The organism is Streptomyces microflavus (assembly GCF_014650075.1).
GTDB classification, from domain to species: Bacteria; Actinomycetota; Actinomycetes; order Streptomycetales; family Streptomycetaceae; genus Streptomyces; species Streptomyces microflavus.
This window is the reverse complement of record NZ_BMUG01000005.1, coordinates 222,840-239,823: the sequence shown is the minus strand read 5'-3', so window position 1 is coordinate 239,823 and position 16,984 is coordinate 222,840. Positions and strand designations below refer to the sequence as shown.

Genomic DNA, 16,984 nt, shown 5'->3' with positions numbered 1-16,984 from the left:
GCCGCTGGCCCGAGCTCCGGTGCGCCTCCGGCGAAGACGAATCCGACGGCGTGTTCTCGCCGTGGATTCCCGGTGGCACCGGGACCTCCAACGGCCGCGGCGCCCTCCTCATCGCTCGCGACGAGGGGATGGAGGCGAGCTGGGACACGACCGGCTACACCCTGGACGAGCACGGGGACGGTCCGCCGGCCCTCTTCTACGAAGCGGCGGGCCGGCGATCGCTCTCGATGACCCCGCAGGGATCCGTACGACCGCGCCGGCTTCCCGTACGAGCCGTACGACATCACGGTCGCGGGGGCGGGGCTGCATCTCTTCACCCTGGTCACCCCCGACGACAGCACCTTCATCCGCGCCGCACCGGACACACTTCTGCTCGCCGCCGGCACTTCCCTGCCCGGCCGCTGACCGGAAGGTCCGCCGACCGGGGCCGTCCCTCGCACCCCGCGCGCTAGGGCTGCACCACGATCTTGCGCCCCACCCCGGCCTTGAACTGGTCGATCGCCTGCGGGTACTGCTCCAGCGGCAGCCGGTCGCTGATGAAGACGGCCGGGTCCAGCACCCCGCTCGCGAAGAGCGCGGCGGCCCGCTCGTAGCTGTGCAGGACCGCCATCGAACCGGTGATGGTGATCTCCTGGTTGTAGATCCGGTACGGCTCGATGACCGCGGTGGTGGCGTAGTCCGCCACCCCGAACTGGAGGAAGGTGCCGCCCTTGGCGACCCGGCCCAGGCCGTCCTGGATGGCCCCCGCGTTGCCGGTGGCGTCGATGACCACGTCCCAGCCGCCCGGGCGGTCGAACTCCTCGGCCCGGGCGGCCGCTCCCGTGCAGCCGAGGAGCTTCGCGGTCTCCAGGCGCTGGGCGTTGACGTCCAGCACCTCCACCGACGCGGCGCCCGTGCGCTTGGCCAGCTCCAGCATCATCAGGCCCATCGTCCCGGAGCCGTAGATCAGCACCTCGGAGCCCAGGTTGCTCTTCAGGACGTCGTACCCGCGTACGGCGCAGGAGAGCGGTTCGATGAGGGCCGCGTCGGTGACGTCGATGTGTTCGGGCAGCTTGACGCAGTTGGCGACCGGGGCGACGGCGAATTCGGCCGCCCCGCCGGGGACGGTGACGCCGATCGCGGCCCAGTTGTCGCAGAGGTTGCCGCGGCCGGAGCGGCAGTAGCGGCACTCGTGGCAGTGCAGCGAGGGGTCGACGGCCACCTTGTCGCCGACGGCCAGTTCGGTGACGTCGTTGCCGACGGCGACGATCTCCCCGGCGAACTCGTGGCCGGGGACGATCGGCAGGGTGGGGGCGAACTCCCCCTGGAGAATGTGCAGATCGGTGCCGCAGAGCCCGCAGGACGCCACCTTCACGACCACGTCACGCCGGCCGGGCGTGGGGTCCTCGACCGTGGTGACGGACACCTTGCCGGGGGCCTCGACGATGGCTGCCCTCATTTGACTGCTCCCAGTGAAAGGCCCTGGACGAGTTTGTCCTGGGCGGCGTAGCCGGCGATGAGCACCGGCAGGGACACGACCACCGACGCCGCGCACAGCTGGGCGAGGAAGAGGCCCTGGCTGGTGACGAAGGTGGTCAGGTGGACGGGTGCCGTCCCGGCGACCACGCCGGTCAGCACCCGGGCGAACAACAGCTCGTTCCAGCTGAAGATGAAGCAGATCAGGGCCGTGGCGGCGATGCCGGGGGCGGCGACCGGGGCGACGACCCGGCCCAGCACGGTGGGCAGCCTCGCCCCGTCGACCTGGGCCGCCTCGATGATGGAGACCGGGACGTCGGCGAGGAAGGACTGCATCATCCACACCGCGATCGGCAGGTTCATCGAGGTGTAGAGCAGGACGAGCAGCCAGATGTTGTCCAGGAGCCCGGTGTTCTTCGCGAACAGGTAGACCGGCAGCAGCCCGGCGACCACCGGCAGCATCTTGGTGGAGAGGAAGAAGAACATCACGTCGGTCCACTTGCGCACCGGCCGGATGGAGAGCGCGTACGCGGCGGGCAGCGCCAGCAGGAGCACCAGGAGGGTGGAGAACACCGACGCGGTGAGGGAGTTGACCAGCGGGGGCCAGGGGGTCGGGCCGCCGTCGCCGCCGAAGAACGTCCGGTAGCCGTCGAGCGTCAGCGAGGCCGCCAGTGAGGGCGGGTTGGTCGCCGCGTCGGCCTCCGAGTGGAAGGAGGTCAGCACCATCCAGAGGGCGGGCAGGCAGAAGACGATGCCGACGGCCCAGGCGGCCAGGCCCAGTGCGGTGGAGCGCCTGCGGGCGCTTCCCGTGGGCCGTGGCTTCTTCGAGGTGGCGGGGGTGCGGGGCGGTGGTGCGGTCGAGGCGCTCATGCGCGGCTCGCCTCCTCACGGAAGAGGGAGGAGACCACCCGGAGCGCGAAGGTCGCGATGATCACGGTGCCGATCACCACGACCACACCCACGGCGGACGCGAGTCCGTACTCATGGGCCCGGTAGAAGGTCTCGTAGACGGTGTACGGGAGGTTGGCGGTGCCGAGGCCGCCCGCGGTGATGGTGAACACGGCGTCGAAGTTCTGCACGATGTACACCGAGCCCAGCAGGACGCCGAGTTCGAGGTAGCGGCGCAGGTGGGGCAGGGTCAGGAAGCGGAACATCTGCCAGGGGCCCGCGCCGTCGAGCCGGGCGGCCTCCATCATCTCGGCGGGGCGGCTCTGCAGCCCGGCCAGCAGGATCAGCATCATGAACGGGGTCCACTGCCAGACGAGGGCGGCGGCGACGGCCATCAGCGGCATCTCGGAGGTCCACTCCGGCTGGGCGATCCCCTCGATCCCGAAGAGGTTCCCGAACCAGCTGAGCGCCCCGTTGAAGAGCCCGTACTCGGGGTTGTAGAGCGCGTGTTTCCAGAGCAGCGCCGCAGAGACCGGCACGATCAGGAACGGGGTGATGAGCAGGGTGCGGACGAAGCCCCGGCCGAAGAAGGTGCGGTCCAGGAGCAGGGCGAAGGCGAGGCCGAGGACGACGCTGGCGATCACCACGGTGGCGGTGAGCAGGACGGTGGTCAGGACCGATTCGCGCAGGGCGGGGTCGGTGAAGACGGAGCTGTAGTTGGCGAATCCGGTGAAGTGGCGCTGGTCCGGCTTGAGCGAGTTCCAGTCGAAGAAGGAGATCACCAGCGTTGCCACGAAGGGCAGTTGGGTGACGGCTATGAGGAAGACGAGGGCGGGCAGGAGGGGTGCTCGGGTGGCCCAGGCGCGGGCTCTGCTGCCCGTGGGGCGCTGGGCGGCCGGGGCCGGCCGGGGTGGGGTGGGCCGCACGGCGGTGGTGGTGGTCATCGGTACTCCTCCGCGACCTTCTCGGCCAGCTTCTGGGAGGCGGCGAGTGCGGCGTCCACCGACTGGCGGCCCGCGATGGCGGCGCTGATCTCCTGTGCGACCTTGGTGCCCAGGTCGGTGAACTCCGGTACGCCGACGAACTGGATGCCCGCCGTGGGGCGCGGCTGGGTGCCGGGGTTGTTGGGGTCGGCCGCGGAGATGGCCTGCTGGGTGACGTCGGCGAACGCCCCTGCCTCCTTGCGGTAGTCGGGGTGGGCGTAGGTCGAAGCGCGTTTCCCGGCGGGGACGTTGGACCAGCCGCTGGTGGCGCCGACGAGCTCCTCGTACTCCTTGCCGGAGGCCCAGGAGATGAACTTCCAGGCGTCGTCGGCCTTCTTGGAGGCGTTCTGCATGCCCCAGGCCCAGGTGTAGAGCCAGCCGGAGCTCTCGGTCTGCTCGACGGGCGCCGGTACGTACCCGATCCTGCCCTTCACCGGGGAGCCCTTGGCCTCCAGTGATCCGGCGCCCGCGGTGGCGTCGTACCACATGGCGGTCTTGCCCTGGGTCATGTTGTTGAGGCATTCGGCGTACCCGGACTGCGGGGCGCCGAGCTCTCCGTGTTCGCGCACCAGGTCGACGTAGAACTTGGTGGCCTTCTTGAACTCCGGTGAGGTCAGCTGCGGTTGCCAGTCCTCGGTGAACCAGGTGCCGCCCATGGTGTTGACGACGGTGGTGAGCGGGGCGATGACCTCGCCCCAGCCGGGCAGCCCGCGCAGGCAGATGCCCTTCATCCCGCGCTGCGACCCGTCGGTCTTCGCGGCGAGTTCGGCGACCTCCTTCCAGGTCGGCTCGGCGGGCATGGTGAGCCCTTCCTTCTCGAAGACGTCCTTGCGGTACATCAGGAAGGAGGACTCGCCGTAGAAGGGCTGGGCGTAGAGCTTGCCGTCCTTGTGGGTCAGCGACTCGCGCAGCGGCGGGAGGATGTCCTGCTGGTCGAAGTCCGGATCGGCGTCGACGTACTCGTCCAGCGGGCGCAGCCAGCCGTTCTCGGCGAAGAAGGGGAGCTCGAAGTTGGAGATGGTGGCGATGTCGTACTGGCCGGCCTGGTTGGAGTAGTCCTGGCTGATCTTGTCCCGGACGTCGTTCTCGGGCAGCACCGTGAAGTGGACGGTGATGCCGGTCTCCTTGGTGAAGTGCTCCTTCGTCAGCTTCTGGAGTTCGACCATCTGCGGGTTGTTCACCATCAGGACGTTGAGGGCGTCGCCTCCCCCGAAGGAGGTCCCGCCCGCTCCGGCGCAGCCGGCGGCGAGGAGGGCGAGTGCCGCGGCCGCGGCGCCGGTGCGCGGCAGGCGGTGTGGTCCGTGTCGTCGGCGGGGGTGGTGGCGCATGGGGACTCCTGATCAGTCGTAGCGGCTCGGTGATCGGGTCGTGCGGGTCGCGCCGGGGGCGGCGCGCGGGCAGGGCGAACCGCGCCCCGACGGGGGGCGGGGCGCGGTGGTCTCAGGGGTGGTGCGGCCGGTACGGGACCGGGGGCGGCCGGGTCAGACGCGGATGACCTGGGGGCCCATGAGGGAGTAGCGCTGGGCTTCGGCCGAGGAGAGGCCCGCGTCGGTGACGATGGTCTCGAAGTCGCCGACACCGGCGAACCGGCAGAAGCTCACGGCGCCGAACTTGGAGTGGATCCCGGCGAAGACCCGGCGCCGGGAGCTGCGCATGGCCTGGGCCTTGACCTCGCTGACGGCCGGGTCGGGGGTGGTGAGGCCGTACTCGCGGGAGATCCCGTTGGCACCGACGTACGCCAGGTCGATGACGAAGCCAGCGAGCATCTTGGAGGCCCAGTGGTCGACGGTGGCCATCGTGGAGCCGCGCACCCGGCCGCCGAGCAGCAGCACCGAGATCTTCTCGGCGTCCGCGAGGACGGTGGCGACGGCCAGGGAGGCCGTGACGACGGTCAGCGGCCGGTCCCGGGGGAACGCCTCGGCGACGAGCTGGGGGGTGAAGCCCTCGTCGACGAAGACGGTCTCGGCGTCCCCGAGCAGATCGGCGGCGGCGGCCGCGATCCGTGACTTCTGCGGAACGTTACGGGTGGTGCGGACCGCGAGCGTGGTCTCGAAGCCCGCCGACTCCACCGGGTAGGCGCCGCCGTGGGTCCGGCGGACGAGGCCGTGCTCCTCCAGTACGTGCAGATCGCGGCGGACGGTCTCCTTCGCCACCTCGAACAACGCCGCGAGGGCGTTCACCTCGACCGATCCGTCCCGTCGGGCGGTGTCGAGAATTCCTCTGCGGCGTTCGTCGGTGTCCACGACACACATCCCTGGCTCTTGCGGTGGCACTGTTCAGGCGGTGGCCCCGGTCCGTTCGGGCCCATGTGTCGTTTGTACAAGCAGGGCCGACCGCTCGACCAGGCTCTTCGCCGAATTCCCTCTGCCCGTTCATGCCCGTTTCTGCGGGAGACCGTCGCTGGTCACGCCCGTACCGGCGGGCTTTCCGGGCGCTCCCGGTGCCCGCTCGGCCGGGGTGGAGCGCCCGAATCGCGCCCGATCCCGGGGAACGGTGCCCGTTCCCCGGGATCTTCAGACGGCGGGTTCCTCTTCCATGCCTTCGAGGCTGTCCATGAAGGAGCTGACCGAGAACACGGCGCGGCCGGGTCCCGCGGGGCCGTAGCCGGGCGGGGAGTTGAGCCCGAACTCCTCCAGCGTCGCCCGGTACGCCTGCAGGAGGCGGATGTGGTACTCCAGGGGCGCGCCCAGCGGATTGGCCTTGCCCAGCGGGGTGGTGGGCTCGGGGCACCAGGTGGTGAAGCGCGGCACGACCCCGTTGGACATGAAGAACCGCAGCCCCTCGGTGGTCGAGTCGATGGCCTCGCTCACCTTCGTGAAGCCGAAGGGCTCGGCCATCTCGATGCCCGCGACGAAGTTGGGGATGACGTTGCGCGGCCCGAACACCTCGGCGGACTCCAGGATCCGGCGGTGCCACTCGTCCCGGCCGACGTAACGCTCCTTGCCGGGGCAGTGCAGCTGGAACAGCCGGCGGTCCCACACCTCGAAGTTGGGGTGGTAGATCCGGATGCCGTAGTCGTGGAAGCGCTGCACGTCCTCGCGGGGCAGCGCCTGGGCGACCACCTTGCCGGTCCAGCGGCCGGGGAAGCGCTCCTCGATGGCCTTGGCGTAGTGCCCGTAGAAGTCGGCCTCGTCGCGCCCGGCGACCTGGGAGGTGATGGAGCCGCCGGTGAGGGTGTAGGCGCGGGAGACACCGGCCGTGTCGTACCGGTCGATGATCTCCAGGGCCTCCAGCACCTCCTCGACCGGCTTGACGCCGGTGTACGGGCGGCCGGCCGCCTTGTGCTGGCGCCAGTTGTGGTTGATGTCGCAGAACTGGCACTCCTCCTTGGCGCCGAAGTACTGGCACACCCGGAAGACCGTCAGATAGATGAGGTAGCCCCACTGGATGGTCGGGGCCACCTCCATCACGGACTTGCCGTTGGACAGCTTGTGCCGGTAGTACTCCGGCATCGGCGGCAGCCCGACGTCCGCGATCCGCGCCCCGTCCAGGTAGAGGCCGAGCGCGCCGTCCTCGCCGCCCCGCACGACGTACGGGGAGTCGGGGTTGACCCGCACCGATACGACGGTGCGGCGCAGCCCGTAGGGGCCGCCGGTGAGAACGATCTCCTCGGGCGGCCGGTTGAGCGCGGCGGCGCCGAGCTCCGGGAGCGTGCGGTGGTCGAAGGAGAAGATGAAGTACGACTTCGGCTTCACGTCACCGGTGGCGCCGCCGATGGACCCGCTGAGCGCCGACTCGTCGAAGGCCATGCCGCCGCGCAGCAGGTCTTCCTTGATGACGGCTTCCCTGGGAACCTCGGGGAACCGCCCCATCAGGTCCTCGACCAGTGCCGTACGACTGCTGCTCGGCATGTACGCGAACCTCCGTAGTCACCCCACCGCACCTGCGCGGGAACGGGTGCGCAGGTCTGTCCAGTCAGATGGGCAAGCCTACGCCAACGCCTATCGCCACCCTCACTGACCAGCGGTGAACGGATCCAGGGGGCCCTTCGGCGCCGCCCCTGGGACAATGCGGGTAGGACGGGGGGCCGGGGTCAGGTGCGCACGGAGGCCCTGGCAGTCGACCGACCACCAGGGGCCGCACATGACCGGCACACCGACCGCCGAAGCCGGGGCCCCGGTCAGGGTCTTCCTGCTGGACGACCACGAAGTGGTACGCCGGGGGCTGCACGACCTGCTGGGGGCGGAGCCCGGTCTGGAGGTCGTCGGGGAGGCCGCCACTGCCGCCCAGGCGCTGGCCCGGGGGCCCGCGCTCCGGCCCGATGTCGCGGTGCTCGACGTCCGGTTGCCCGACGGGGACGGCATCACGGTCTGCCGTGAGCTGCGTTCCCGGATGCCGGAGCTGGCCTGTCTGATGCTGACGTCCTTCGACGACGAGGACGCCCTGCTCGACGCGATCATGGCCGGGGCGGCCGGATATGTGCTCAAGCAGATCAACGGCTCGGACCTGGTGTCGGCCGTACGGACCGTGGCGGCGGGCCGGTCGATGCTCGACCCGGAGACCACGGCCCGGCTCATGCGCACCCTGCGCACCCCCGGGACCGCCGGTCCCGGGGCGGACGAGCGGCTGTCGGTCCTCTCCGAGCGGGAGCGGTCGGTGCTCGACCTCATCGGCGAGGGGCTGACCAACCGGCAGATCGCCGAGCGGCTCTATCTCTCCGAGAAGACCGTCAAGAATCACATCTCCCGGCTGCTCAGGAAGCTCGGGGTGGAGCGCCGGGTCCAGGCGGCCGTCATCGCGACGGAGGTACGGGAGCACAAGCACCAGGAACAGCAGGAGCGGCAGGAGCGGCAGGAGCAGCAGGAGAGGTGAGGCGGTCAGCCGGGCGGACGGTGCGCCCCGCCCCTGCCCCCGCCCCCGCGCCCGCGTCCCGCCGGCAACGGAACCCGCCACTCCAGCACGGTGCCGCCCCGCGGGGCCGGGCCCCCGACGACGGAGAGGGTGCCGCCCAACTGCTCGGCCCGTTCGGTCAGGTTCCGCAGGCCGCTGCCCCGGGCGCCCTCCCGGAGGCCGGTGCCGTCGTCGGTCGCGGTCACCGTCAGCACACCGTCGACCGCGACGACCGACACCTCCGCCTCCTCGGCCCCCGCGTGCCGGGCGATGTTGCTCAGGGCCTCCACGATCACCGCGATCACGTGGTCGGCCATGTCCTGGGGAACGTCCGTGTCGATCAGCCCCTCCATCCTCAGCGCGGGCGGGAAACCGAGTGCGGGCGCGGCGGTGTCCACCGCCTCGACGACCCTGGTCCTGAGACCCGAGGCGTCGGCGGCCGGTCCGTGCTCCCGGAGGCCGAAGATGGTGGAGCGGATGATCTTGATGGTGGTGTCGAGGTCGTCGATCGCCCGGCCCAGCCGCTCGGCCGCTTCCGGGTGCTCGACGAAGAGGCGGGCGCTCTGCAGGGTCATCCCGGTGGCGAAGAGCCGCTGGATCGCTAGGTCGTGCAGGTCACGGGCGATCCGGTCACGGTCCTCCAGCAGGCTCACCCGCTCGGCGGCCCGTCGGCGCTCGGCCAGTTCGAGCGCCAGCGCGGCCTGTCCGGCGAAGCCCGGCAGCGAGGCGATCTGCGGGCCGACGAACGGCGGTTTGCCCCGGAGCCGGGCGAGGATCAGGACCCCGCTCAGCTTCTCCTTGGTCCCCACGACGACGGCAACCGCGGGACCGAACCCGTCCCAGCGCTCCGGCCGCACGGTGATCCGGGGATCGTTCCCGACGTCGGGAACGGTGATGAGTTCGTCGGCGGTGAGCACGGCACCGGCGAGGGTGCCCCGGGTGGTCGGCAGCGCCAGGCCGCGGTGGGCCCCGGCCCCCTCCCCGTGGGCGAGCGAACCGCTCAGTTCGCCGTCCGGCTCCACGAGGTGGAAGACGCCCAGGTCGGCACCGGCGATGTCGACGGCCCGGCCCAGCATCCCTTCGAGGACCTCCGGCTCGGCCGAGCCGGAGAGCAGCGCGCTGGTGAGGTCGGAGCTCGCGGCGAGCCACCGCTCCCGCAGCCGCCCCTCCTCGTAGAGGCGGGCGTTCTCGATGGCGATGCCCGCCGCGACCGCCAGGGTGGAGACGACGGCCTCGTCCTCCGCGTCGAAGTCCGCCCCGCCGCGCTTCTCGGTGAGGTAGAGGTTGCCGAACACCTCCTCGCGGACCCTGATGGGCACGCCGAGGAACGAGTGCATCGGCGGATGGTGGGGCGGGAAGCCGTACGAGGTCGGGTGGGCCGAGAGCTCGCCCAGCCGCAGGGGCTCCGGGTGCCGGATCAGCTCGCCGAGGAGCCCGTGTCCGGCGGGGAGGCCGCCGATCCGTTCCCGTACCTCGTCGCTGATGCCGATGGGGAGGAACTCGGCGAGCTTCTGGTCGTCGCCGATCACGCCCAGGGCTCCGTACTCGGCGTCCACGAGCACGACCGCCGCTTCGACGATCCCCCTGAGCACCTGCGGAAGAGCGAGTTCACGGCCCACCGACATGACGGCTTCCAGCAGGCCGTTGAGCCGGTCGCGGGTCCCCCGTGCCTCGTCGATACGGCCCTGGAGCTCGTCGAGCAGCTCGTCGAGCCTCAAGCGCGGAAGCCTGGCCCGCTGGGTCCCACGGCCATCCCCGCCCATGCATGCCTCCGGCGGCTTCGAGGGGGCGGACCGCTCGTGTCCGCACCTCCCAACGTAGCCGCCGCACCGCGCCCGCTCATGTCGAGCCGCGCGTGATCATGGCTGTGCCCTGCTGGGACCGTGGCAGTGGGCCCCGGTCGGTCCGGGTGCAGGGCCGTTCGGCCCCTGCTGCGCCGGGCGTTCCCGGCGGAAGGTGGAGGTGAGAGGGAGCACCGGGAGGAAGCCATGCCCATCACCGACCGTCCCGTGGAGACCGTGACCTCGCTGGTCGAGGACGCCGTCACCGCACCGTCCATGCACAACGCCCAGCCCTGGAGGTTCGTCCACCGCGCGGGTACCCGCTCGCTCGCCCTGTACGGCGACCCGTCGCGCTCGCTGCCGACCGGTGACCCGGACGGCCGCGGACTGCACCTGGGGTGCGGTGCCGCACTGTTCAATCTGCGGGTGTCCGCCGCCCACCACGGGTGGGACGCCGCCACCGAGCTGCTGCCCGATCCCCGCGACCCCTGGCATCTGGCCGATGTCGTACTCCAGGAGCCCGACCCGGCGGAGCCGGGCCCGGCGGACCTGTACCCCGCCCTGCGCAAGCGCCACACCAGCCGCTTCCCCTTCTCCGACGAACGGATCCCGGCGGAGATACTCGACGGGCTCCGCGGCGCCGCCCTCCTGGAGGGGTGCCGGCTGATCGTGCCCGGGTCCTGGCACTCGGACACCGTCCTGGACCTGGTGCGCGACGCGGAGCTCTTCGAGTCCGCCGACACCGCGCTGCGCGAGGAGATCGCCTCTTGGACCCGCACGGGGAAGGCCGACGAGGGGCCTGCCACCGAGGGCATCCCGTCGTACGCCTTCGGCCCCAGGCAGTACGGGGTGACCGCTCCCGCTCGGGACTTCGACGCACTGCACGACCTGCCGGGGCGGGCCGCCGCGGTCTTCGAGGCGCGGCCGCAGATCGCGCTCCTCGGCACGGTGGACGACTCCCCGGCCGACTGGCTGCGGGCGGGCCAGGCCATGGAGCGCGTGCTTCTGCAGGCCACGCTCGACGGAGTGTCGGCATCGCTGATGTCGCAGCCCCTCGAATGGCCCGAACTCCGCTCGCTGACCCGCGAGCCCGGTTCCCTGACCGGCTTCGTCCACATGCTGTTCCGGTTCGGCTACGGGCCACGGGGTACGGCCACCCCGCGCCGGCCGGCCGACGAGATCCTGACCGTGGAGTGACCACCGACCGAGTGACAGCGTGTTCAGCCGCCGTCGCCCGCAGTCGCGTACCCCGGGGGCACGATCTGGACCGGGCAGTGCCCGTGGTGCAGCAGCGCGTGGGGCACCCGTCCCAGTGCGGCCCCCGACCCGAGCACCCGGTTCCTGGCGCCCATGACCAGCAGGTCGGTGAGGGTCGTGGCCTCGACGAGGATGCCCGGCACGCTGGTCCCGGTCTCGACGTCGTGGGTGACGGTGAGGTCCGGGTACAGCTTCCGTACCCGGTCGGCCACGGCGGCCGTCTCGTGCACCTTCTCCTCGGTGATCTCCCCCATGCTGTCGAGCATGGTGGTGAACCTGCCGACGTAGCCCAGCACGTTGGTGACGTTCAGCAGCCGCAGCGACGCCTTGCGTACCTGCGCCTCGGCGGCGGCGATCAGCAGCCAGTCGAGGTCGGACGTGCCGTGCACGGCCGCCGTGACCACCCCGGTCGCCGGCCGGTCGGTCTCTCCCCGTACGACGACCACCGGCACCTCGGTACGTGCGGCCACGCCCAGCCCGACGGAGCCGAGCGTCAGTGCGGCGAAACCGCCCAGCCCCCTGCTGCCCACGACGATCGTGCCCCGGGCACCGGCCGCCGCGCGCAGTCCGGCCACCGCGTCGCCGCGGCTGAGCTCCTCCGTCACGATCAGGTCCGGGAACTTCTCCCGTACGGCGCGGGCGGTCTCGTCCAGCACGTCACGTGCCGTGTCCCACAGTGCCTGGAGGGTCTCGGCCGACGTGAGCACGGAACGCCCCTCGATGTCGGCGGCATGGATGATGCCGAGCGGCTGCCCGCGGAGCTCGGCTTCGGCGGCGGCCCACAGGGCGGCTGCGCGCGACTGCTGGGACGCGTCCACTCCGACGACGACGGCGCCGAGTTCCGCGGGGTCGGGAAGGTCGCTGGTCATGGCTCCTCCTCGGGAGTGGCCCGGAGCTCGGAGACGGCCGCGGGCTCCCCTCCACGTTCGCACCGGGCGGCGCCCACCGGGGATGGGCCCTTCGGCCCCGATCCGGCCCTCTCGGCCCCTCACCCGGCGGACGCCGCCTCGGGGAGGCTGGACACAGGGTTCCGCACCCGGAGCCCCGCGCACTGAGGAGGCCCTGGCATGACCCCGCAAGTCACCGTCGGAATGGACGAGTCCCCCGAGAGCCTCGCGGCAGCGCTGTGGGCCGCGGAGGAGGCGTCCCTGCTCGACGTTCCGCTGCATCTCGTCCATGTGGAGGAGTGGCCGGTCACCGCGGAGGTGCCGGTGCTCTCCGCCGAATCACTGGTCGAGCGGTACGAGAGCCTGCTGCACGCCACCGCGGACCGGGTCCGGCAGGGCCGCCCCGGCCTCGACGTGGCCACCGAGATGGCGCGCGGGCGGGCGCCGGGCGTGCTGACCGCCGCCGCGAACGAGTCCGAGGTGACCGTGCTGGGGTCGCGGGGCCTCGGCGGTGTCGTCGGCTTCCTGATCGGCTCGGTGTCGCTCGCCGTCGTCGGCCGTGCGCGGCGGCCGGTGGTGCTCGTACGGTCGGATTCGTCCTCGTCCGGGGCGGACGCCGGCAGCACGCGTGCGGGCATCGTCCTGGGCGTCGACACCGAGCAGCCGTGCGACCCGCTGCTCGCCTTCGCCTTCGGCGAGGCCGCCCGCCGCAACGAGGAGCTGCGGGTCGTCCACAGCTGGTCCCCACCCCCGGCCTACGGGTACTCCGCCGTCCTGGACCCGAGCCTCGGCAGCGGTCTCGGCCGGCAGGCCACCGAGGGACTGGCCGAAATGGTGCGGCCCTGGCGGCACAAGTTCCCTGCCGTACGGGTGACGGAGCGGGCGGTGGCCGGGCCGGCGGCGGCCGAGCTCGTCGACGCGTCCCGGAGCGCCGGTCTGCTGGTCGTGGGGCGGCGCAGCCGGCGCTCCCCGGTGGGCCCGCACCTCGGCCACGTCGCGCACGCCGTGATCCATCACAGCCCGGCCCCGGTCGCCGTCGTGCCCTTCGAATGAGCCGTCATGCCCGTTCCAGGTCCGACCGGCTCACCCGTTCCACGTCCTACCGGATCACCCGGGCTCCCCCGGGGCGTCGGCCACGATGATCCTGCGCCCGGTGACGCGGCGGGGCGCGAGGACCATGACGCGTTCACGCCCCTCCCCCGCCCAGGGGGTCGAGTACGCCGTCTCCCTGAGCCGGCGGGCCTCGTCCTCGTCCTCCACCACGCGGACGGTTCCCACGAGCAGCACGCTCCAGCCCTTGCTGAAGGCGTCGTCGATGTGGTCGGTCTCGAAGGCGATCTCGGTGTCGGCGGCGCGGGCGAGCGGGGAGCGGTCACCCGTGCTGAACATGACCTCGCCGTCGAGCACCTGGTAGTTCACCGGCAGGACGACCGGCCCGTCGTCGTGGGTGAGTGCCACCCGCCCGACGCCGTGGTCGCCGAGCAGGGTCCAGCACTCGGTGTCGCCGAGTTCGACCATCCGGGCTTCGCGGGCCGCCCGTCCGGGCCCTCCCGGCAGGTCCACGGTTCCCCCGGTCAGCTCGTGGACCGTGGTCTCCAGGGCGTCGGCGAGCCGGAGCAGGAAACTGATGCCGGGGGTCGCGGACTGCTCCTCCACGTACTCGATGTAGCCGGGTGCGGCGCCCGCCCGCAGGGCCACGTCCTCCCGGGACAGACCGAGCTGGAGGCGGCGCGCCGCGACGCGTCGGCCGATGTCGCCTCGCGCCGCATGCGGGGGTCGGGCCATCGTGAGGTCCTTCTGCTCGTCGGGGCAGGGCTCTGCACACCCACGCTAGCGAGAGCCCCTACGGCTCGCAGCGCGGAGCCGGTCGGCCTGCGGCTCCCCGGGACCGGGGAGTTCGCGATGCGGGGTACCCCTGGAGTGCTGAAGATCGCCGGGTTAGGCTCGCCTTACCCAGAGCGAGCCCCTCCCCTTCTCACCAGGAGATGTTCATGCGCCTGCTCATCCGGCTCCCGGCCCACGATCTCCCCGGCCGGCCATGACCGGCCCCGAACTCCGCCCCGGACGCGGGCCCGGTCTCCCGCACGACGCGGAGAGTCCCTTCGCCGCATACGGGCTTCCCGGCAAGCCCGGCACCGACGCGTTCTGGGCCGCGGCGCGGACCCCTCTGCCGGTCCCCGCCGACGACGGCTGGCTGACGTTGTTCCTGTGGCGGGGGTCTCCGGCCGACCTCGACTTCGAGAGCTGGTCGGGACCCGTGACCCTGCGGCGGTGGGCCGCGACGGACTGCTGGTACGCCGAGGTGCCCATGCCGGCGCGGCTGCGGGTGACCTACCGGTTCCTCGTGGACGGCGAGGCCCGCGCCGACCCCCTCAACCCGGCCGGGGCGGGCGGTGACCGCTCCATCGCCGCGACCCCGGACACTCCGCCCCAGCCGCACTGGCCGGCCGTCGGCCCGGACGACATCCTGCCCCTCCCGGAGACCCGGCTGCGGTGGAGCAGCAAGCGGCTGGGCGGGCGGCGGACCGTCCGTGTCCACCCGGTCGCCGGTGGCGGGCCGGTGGTCCTGCTGCTCGACGGGGACGACTGGCTGTACCTCCACCCGGCGATGACGGCCTTCGAATCCGCCGTGGCCGCCGGCGAGCTGGAACCCGTCACCCTGGTCTTCCTTCCGTCCAAGGACCGGTCGGCCGAGTTCGGGTGCGGGCCGGAGCTTTGGGAGGCGGTACGGGACGAACTGCTGCCGCTGGTGGCCGGGTCCGGTGTCCGGGCGGACGTGGACCGGCTGGTGGTGGCGGGGCAGAGTCTGGGCGGGCTGAGCGCGCTCTACGCGGCGCTGGAGTTCCCGGAGCTGGTCTCCCGTATCGCCTGCCAGTCGGGGTCGTTCTGGTGGGCGCCCGGCGCCGAGGAGCGGCCGGATCCGCTCGGCGGGCAGGTCGGCGGCACCATCGCGGAACTCCTGCTCCGGGGGCCCGACTTGTCCTCGCTGCGCTGCGCGTTCGACGTGGGGGAACACGAGGCACTGATGCTGCCCCACTGCGAGCTGACCGAGTCGCTCACCGAGCGGGCCGGGGCGACCGTGCGGGTCTCGCGGTCCGCGTCGGACCACGACCGGGCGGGCTGGCGGCAGGCCCTCCTCCGGGATGTCGCCTGGGCGCTGGGCTGAGCACCGGCGGGGGCGGCGACCGCCCCCGCCGGTGGTTCACCGGGCCACGGCCAGGCAGTACGCCTCGTCGCCCGCGAGCAGGTTGCGGTGGGTGTCCTCGGCGGTGATGGCCCCCTCGTCCAGGACGAGCACCCGGTCGGCGGCGTCCAGGAGCGCCGGGCTGCTGGTGATCACCAGCGTGGTGCGGCCTCGCCGCAGCTTCGCGATGTTGCGGGCGATGAGCTGTTCGGTGACCGCGTCGACGGCGGTGGTCGGGTTGTGCAGGACCAGGACGTCGGTGTCGGCGGCCAGCGCGCGGGCCAGGGAGAGCCGCTGGCGCTGCCCGCCGGAGAGGTTCGCCCCCCGGTCGCGGACCGCGTAGTCGAGCCCGTCGCGGTGGAGGGCGACGACATCGGTCAGCATCGACGCCTCGACGGCTTCGGGGATCGTCCGGCTGCTGCCCGACGGGTCGATGTTCGTCCGGAGGGTGCCGCCGAAGATCTCCGCGTCGTACGGGTTCACCAGCATGTGCTCCCGGACCGCCTCGACCGACAGGTCCGCGAGCTCCTGCCCGCTCACCCGGACCACTCCTTCGTACGCCGGGGGCGCCACGTTCACGGCGAGCACCGAGACGAGATCGGCCGCCGCACGCGGCTGGTAGGGGGCGATCGCCACGAACTCCCCGGCGGCCACGGAGAACTTCAGCCCCCGCAGGGTCCCGTGGCGGACGCCGTCGACCTCCAGGTCCCCGCCCGGAGCCGGGCGTTCGGGGCCCGGGACCGTCACCGGCGGGGCGGAGAGGACCAGCGCCATCCGCTCGGCGGAGGCCCGGGGGATCATCACGTACTTGGGCATCTCCGAGAACATCTTGAGCGGTTCCATGATGAACTGCGCGAGGCCCACGGCCATGACCAGTTCACCGATGGAGATCCGGCCCTCGAACGCCAGCCAGCCCGCCGTCAGGGAGACCGCGGCGGCGAGGACCGCGTTGAGGGCCAGCGCGGTGCCGGCGTAGGCGCCGTTCACGCGGGCGACGGTGATCGCCTGGCGCTTGGCGTCCGTGCTGACTTTTCGGTAGGACCCGAACGCGGCGTGGTTGCCGCCGAAGCCGTGGAGCGGGCGCAGCCCGATGATGAGGTCGGCGACCTTCGCACCGGCCCTCGCCACCCTGGCCTGCTGCTCCTGGGTGCTCGCGCCGATCCGCCTGGACATCACCGCCAGGGTCGACAGGATGCCGACGGTCCCCACGATCACCAGCAGGCCGAGCCGTATGTCGGCCAGGCTCAGCGCGACCGCCGCGACGACCACCGCGACCAGGGAGCTGATCAGCAGCGGCACCACCTCGATGATGTCGGCGGTCTGGTCGGCGTCCTCGGTGGCGATGGTGAGGATCTCGCCGGACTTCAGGCCGTCCACGTCCCTGGCCACAGGCTGGAGCCCGCAGGCGGCGACCTGGACGCGCCAGCGGTGCGCCTCGGTCGTGTTGGCCTTCTGCAGCACCCGCATGCCGAACCGCCACGACAGGGAGACCGTCGTGATGATCACGGCGAGCGAGCCGATCGACACCCCGAGCGAGCCGAGGCTGCGGTCCTGCATCGTGTGCTCGACGATCAGTCCGAGCGCGATGGGGAACGCGGTCTCCGCCGCCTGGTACAGGCCCATGAGGAGGGTGCCCGCGATCATGGCGCCGATGTTGCGGCGCAGGGCGGTCCGCAGGATGGCGGCCCCGGGGCGGGGCCGCTTCGTCTCAGATTTCAT

14 protein-coding genes are annotated in these 16,984 nt (G+C 72.0%); 4 read left to right on the top strand and 10 right to left on the bottom strand.

The genetic code is table 11. The features are described from left to right. Positions 1-448 precede the first annotated feature (448 nt). From IE264_RS16370 to IE264_RS16345, 6 genes are all read right to left on the bottom strand, one after another. Positions 449-1,438: a zinc-dependent alcohol dehydrogenase family protein gene (locus tag IE264_RS16370; protein ID WP_015606785.1), complete on the bottom strand. Its 990-nt coding sequence runs from the start codon at positions 1,436-1,438 to the stop codon at positions 449-451. Beyond that, positions 1,435-2,325, bottom strand: coding sequence for a carbohydrate ABC transporter permease (locus tag IE264_RS16365; RefSeq protein WP_015606786.1), 891 nt, complete (start codon positions 2,323-2,325; stop codon positions 1,435-1,437). Before IE264_RS16365 ends, IE264_RS16370 begins: the two co-directional genes overlap by 4 nt. After that, positions 2,322-3,287, bottom strand: coding sequence for a carbohydrate ABC transporter permease (locus IE264_RS16360; protein ID WP_015606787.1), 966 nt, complete (start codon positions 3,285-3,287; stop codon positions 2,322-2,324). The genes IE264_RS16365 and IE264_RS16360 overlap by 4 nt, the downstream gene beginning before the upstream one ends. Further along, on the bottom strand, positions 3,284-4,654 hold the full coding sequence (locus IE264_RS16355; RefSeq protein ID WP_032754345.1) for an ABC transporter substrate-binding protein: 1,371 nt from the start codon (positions 4,652-4,654) through the stop codon (positions 3,284-3,286). The genes IE264_RS16360 and IE264_RS16355 overlap by 4 nt, the downstream gene beginning before the upstream one ends. A 153-nt stretch (positions 4,655-4,807) precedes the next feature. Further along, complete coding sequence (locus tag IE264_RS16350) at positions 4,808-5,569, bottom strand: DeoR/GlpR family DNA-binding transcription regulator (protein ID WP_032754931.1); 762 nt, start codon at positions 5,567-5,569, stop codon at positions 4,808-4,810. Positions 5,570-5,839: 270 nt separating this feature from the next. Next, complete coding sequence (locus tag IE264_RS16345) at positions 5,840-7,177, bottom strand: radical SAM protein (RefSeq protein ID WP_015606790.1); 1,338 nt, start codon at positions 7,175-7,177, stop codon at positions 5,840-5,842. A 232-nt stretch (positions 7,178-7,409) separates the two neighbouring features. Here IE264_RS16345 and IE264_RS16340 point away from each other — a divergent pair, with 232 nt between their 5' ends. Next, on the top strand, positions 7,410-8,138 hold the full coding sequence (locus IE264_RS16340; RefSeq protein WP_032754342.1) for a response regulator: 729 nt from the start codon (positions 7,410-7,412) through the stop codon (positions 8,136-8,138). A gap of 5 nt (positions 8,139-8,143) precedes the next feature. Here the strand turns inward: IE264_RS16340 and IE264_RS16335 are convergent, their stop codons facing one another. Further along, a complete protein-coding gene (locus IE264_RS16335) occupies positions 8,144-9,919 on the bottom strand; it encodes a sensor histidine kinase (protein ID WP_032754339.1) in 1,776 nt (591 codons plus the stop codon). Positions 9,920-10,144: 225 nt separating this feature from the next. Between IE264_RS16335 and IE264_RS16330 the strand changes: the two genes are divergently transcribed. Beyond that, on the top strand, positions 10,145-11,134 hold the full coding sequence (locus IE264_RS16330; protein WP_032754336.1) for an Acg family FMN-binding oxidoreductase: 990 nt from the start codon (positions 10,145-10,147) through the stop codon (positions 11,132-11,134). A 23-nt stretch (positions 11,135-11,157) separates the two neighbouring features. Here IE264_RS16330 and IE264_RS16325 read toward each other — a convergent pair whose 3' ends face one another. Next, positions 11,158-12,063 (bottom strand): universal stress protein, encoded by a 906-nt coding sequence (locus tag IE264_RS16325; RefSeq protein ID WP_015606794.1) that lies wholly within the window; start codon positions 12,061-12,063, stop codon positions 11,158-11,160. A 198-nt stretch (positions 12,064-12,261) separates the two neighbouring features. On the opposite strand from IE264_RS16325, the gene IE264_RS16320 reads away from it, so the two are divergent. Further along, positions 12,262-13,134, top strand: coding sequence for a universal stress protein (locus IE264_RS16320; RefSeq protein ID WP_032754333.1), 873 nt, complete (start codon positions 12,262-12,264; stop codon positions 13,132-13,134). 54 nt (positions 13,135-13,188) lie between these two features. On the opposite strand, the gene IE264_RS16315 is transcribed toward IE264_RS16320, so the two are convergent. Further along, on the bottom strand, positions 13,189-13,866 hold the full coding sequence (locus tag IE264_RS16315; RefSeq protein WP_032754330.1) for a helix-turn-helix domain-containing protein: 678 nt from the start codon (positions 13,864-13,866) through the stop codon (positions 13,189-13,191). Between the two features lie 253 nt (positions 13,867-14,119). Here IE264_RS16315 and IE264_RS16310 point away from each other — a divergent pair, with 253 nt between their 5' ends. Beyond that, on the top strand, positions 14,120-15,247 hold the full coding sequence (locus IE264_RS16310; protein WP_032754327.1) for an alpha/beta hydrolase-fold protein: 1,128 nt from the start codon (positions 14,120-14,122) through the stop codon (positions 15,245-15,247). A 36-nt stretch (positions 15,248-15,283) separates the two neighbouring features. On the opposite strand, the gene IE264_RS16305 is transcribed toward IE264_RS16310, so the two are convergent. Beyond that, positions 15,284-16,984, bottom strand: coding sequence for an ABC transporter ATP-binding protein (locus IE264_RS16305; protein WP_032754325.1), 1,701 nt, complete (start codon positions 16,982-16,984; stop codon positions 15,284-15,286).

Excerpts from the sequence above, each read along its gene's own strand:
- IE264_RS16335 (WP_032754339.1), bottom strand. The coding sequence starts at position 9,919 with ATGGGCGGGGATGGCCGTGGGACCCAGCGGGCCAGGCTTCCGCGCTTG.
- IE264_RS16370 (WP_015606785.1), bottom strand. The coding sequence starts at position 1,438 with ATGAGGGCAGCCATCGTCGAGGCCCCCGGCAAGGTGTCCGTCACCACG.
- IE264_RS16325 (WP_015606794.1), bottom strand. The coding sequence starts at position 12,063 with ATGACCAGCGACCTTCCCGACCCCGCGGAACTCGGCGCCGTCGTCGTC.
- IE264_RS16330 (WP_032754336.1), top strand. The coding sequence starts at position 10,145 with ATGCCCATCACCGACCGTCCCGTGGAGACCGTGACCTCGCTGGTCGAG.
- IE264_RS16315 (WP_032754330.1), bottom strand. The coding sequence starts at position 13,866 with ATGGCCCGACCCCCGCATGCGGCGCGAGGCGACATCGGCCGACGCGTC.
- IE264_RS16345 (WP_015606790.1), bottom strand. The coding sequence starts at position 7,177 with ATGCCGAGCAGCAGTCGTACGGCACTGGTCGAGGACCTGATGGGGCGG.
- IE264_RS16320 (WP_032754333.1), top strand. The coding sequence starts at position 12,262 with ATGACCCCGCAAGTCACCGTCGGAATGGACGAGTCCCCCGAGAGCCTC.
- IE264_RS16340 (WP_032754342.1), top strand. The coding sequence starts at position 7,410 with ATGACCGGCACACCGACCGCCGAAGCCGGGGCCCCGGTCAGGGTCTTC.
- IE264_RS16310 (WP_032754327.1), top strand. The coding sequence starts at position 14,120 with ATGACCGGCCCCGAACTCCGCCCCGGACGCGGGCCCGGTCTCCCGCAC.
- IE264_RS16305 (WP_032754325.1), bottom strand. The coding sequence starts at position 16,984 with ATGAAATCTGAGACGAAGCGGCCCCGCCCCGGGGCCGCCATCCTGCGG.
- IE264_RS16360 (WP_015606787.1), bottom strand. The coding sequence starts at position 3,287 with ATGACCACCACCACCGCCGTGCGGCCCACCCCACCCCGGCCGGCCCCG.
- IE264_RS16355 (WP_032754345.1), bottom strand. The coding sequence starts at position 4,654 with ATGCGCCACCACCCCCGCCGACGACACGGACCACACCGCCTGCCGCGC.
- IE264_RS16365 (WP_015606786.1), bottom strand. The coding sequence starts at position 2,325 with ATGAGCGCCTCGACCGCACCACCGCCCCGCACCCCCGCCACCTCGAAG.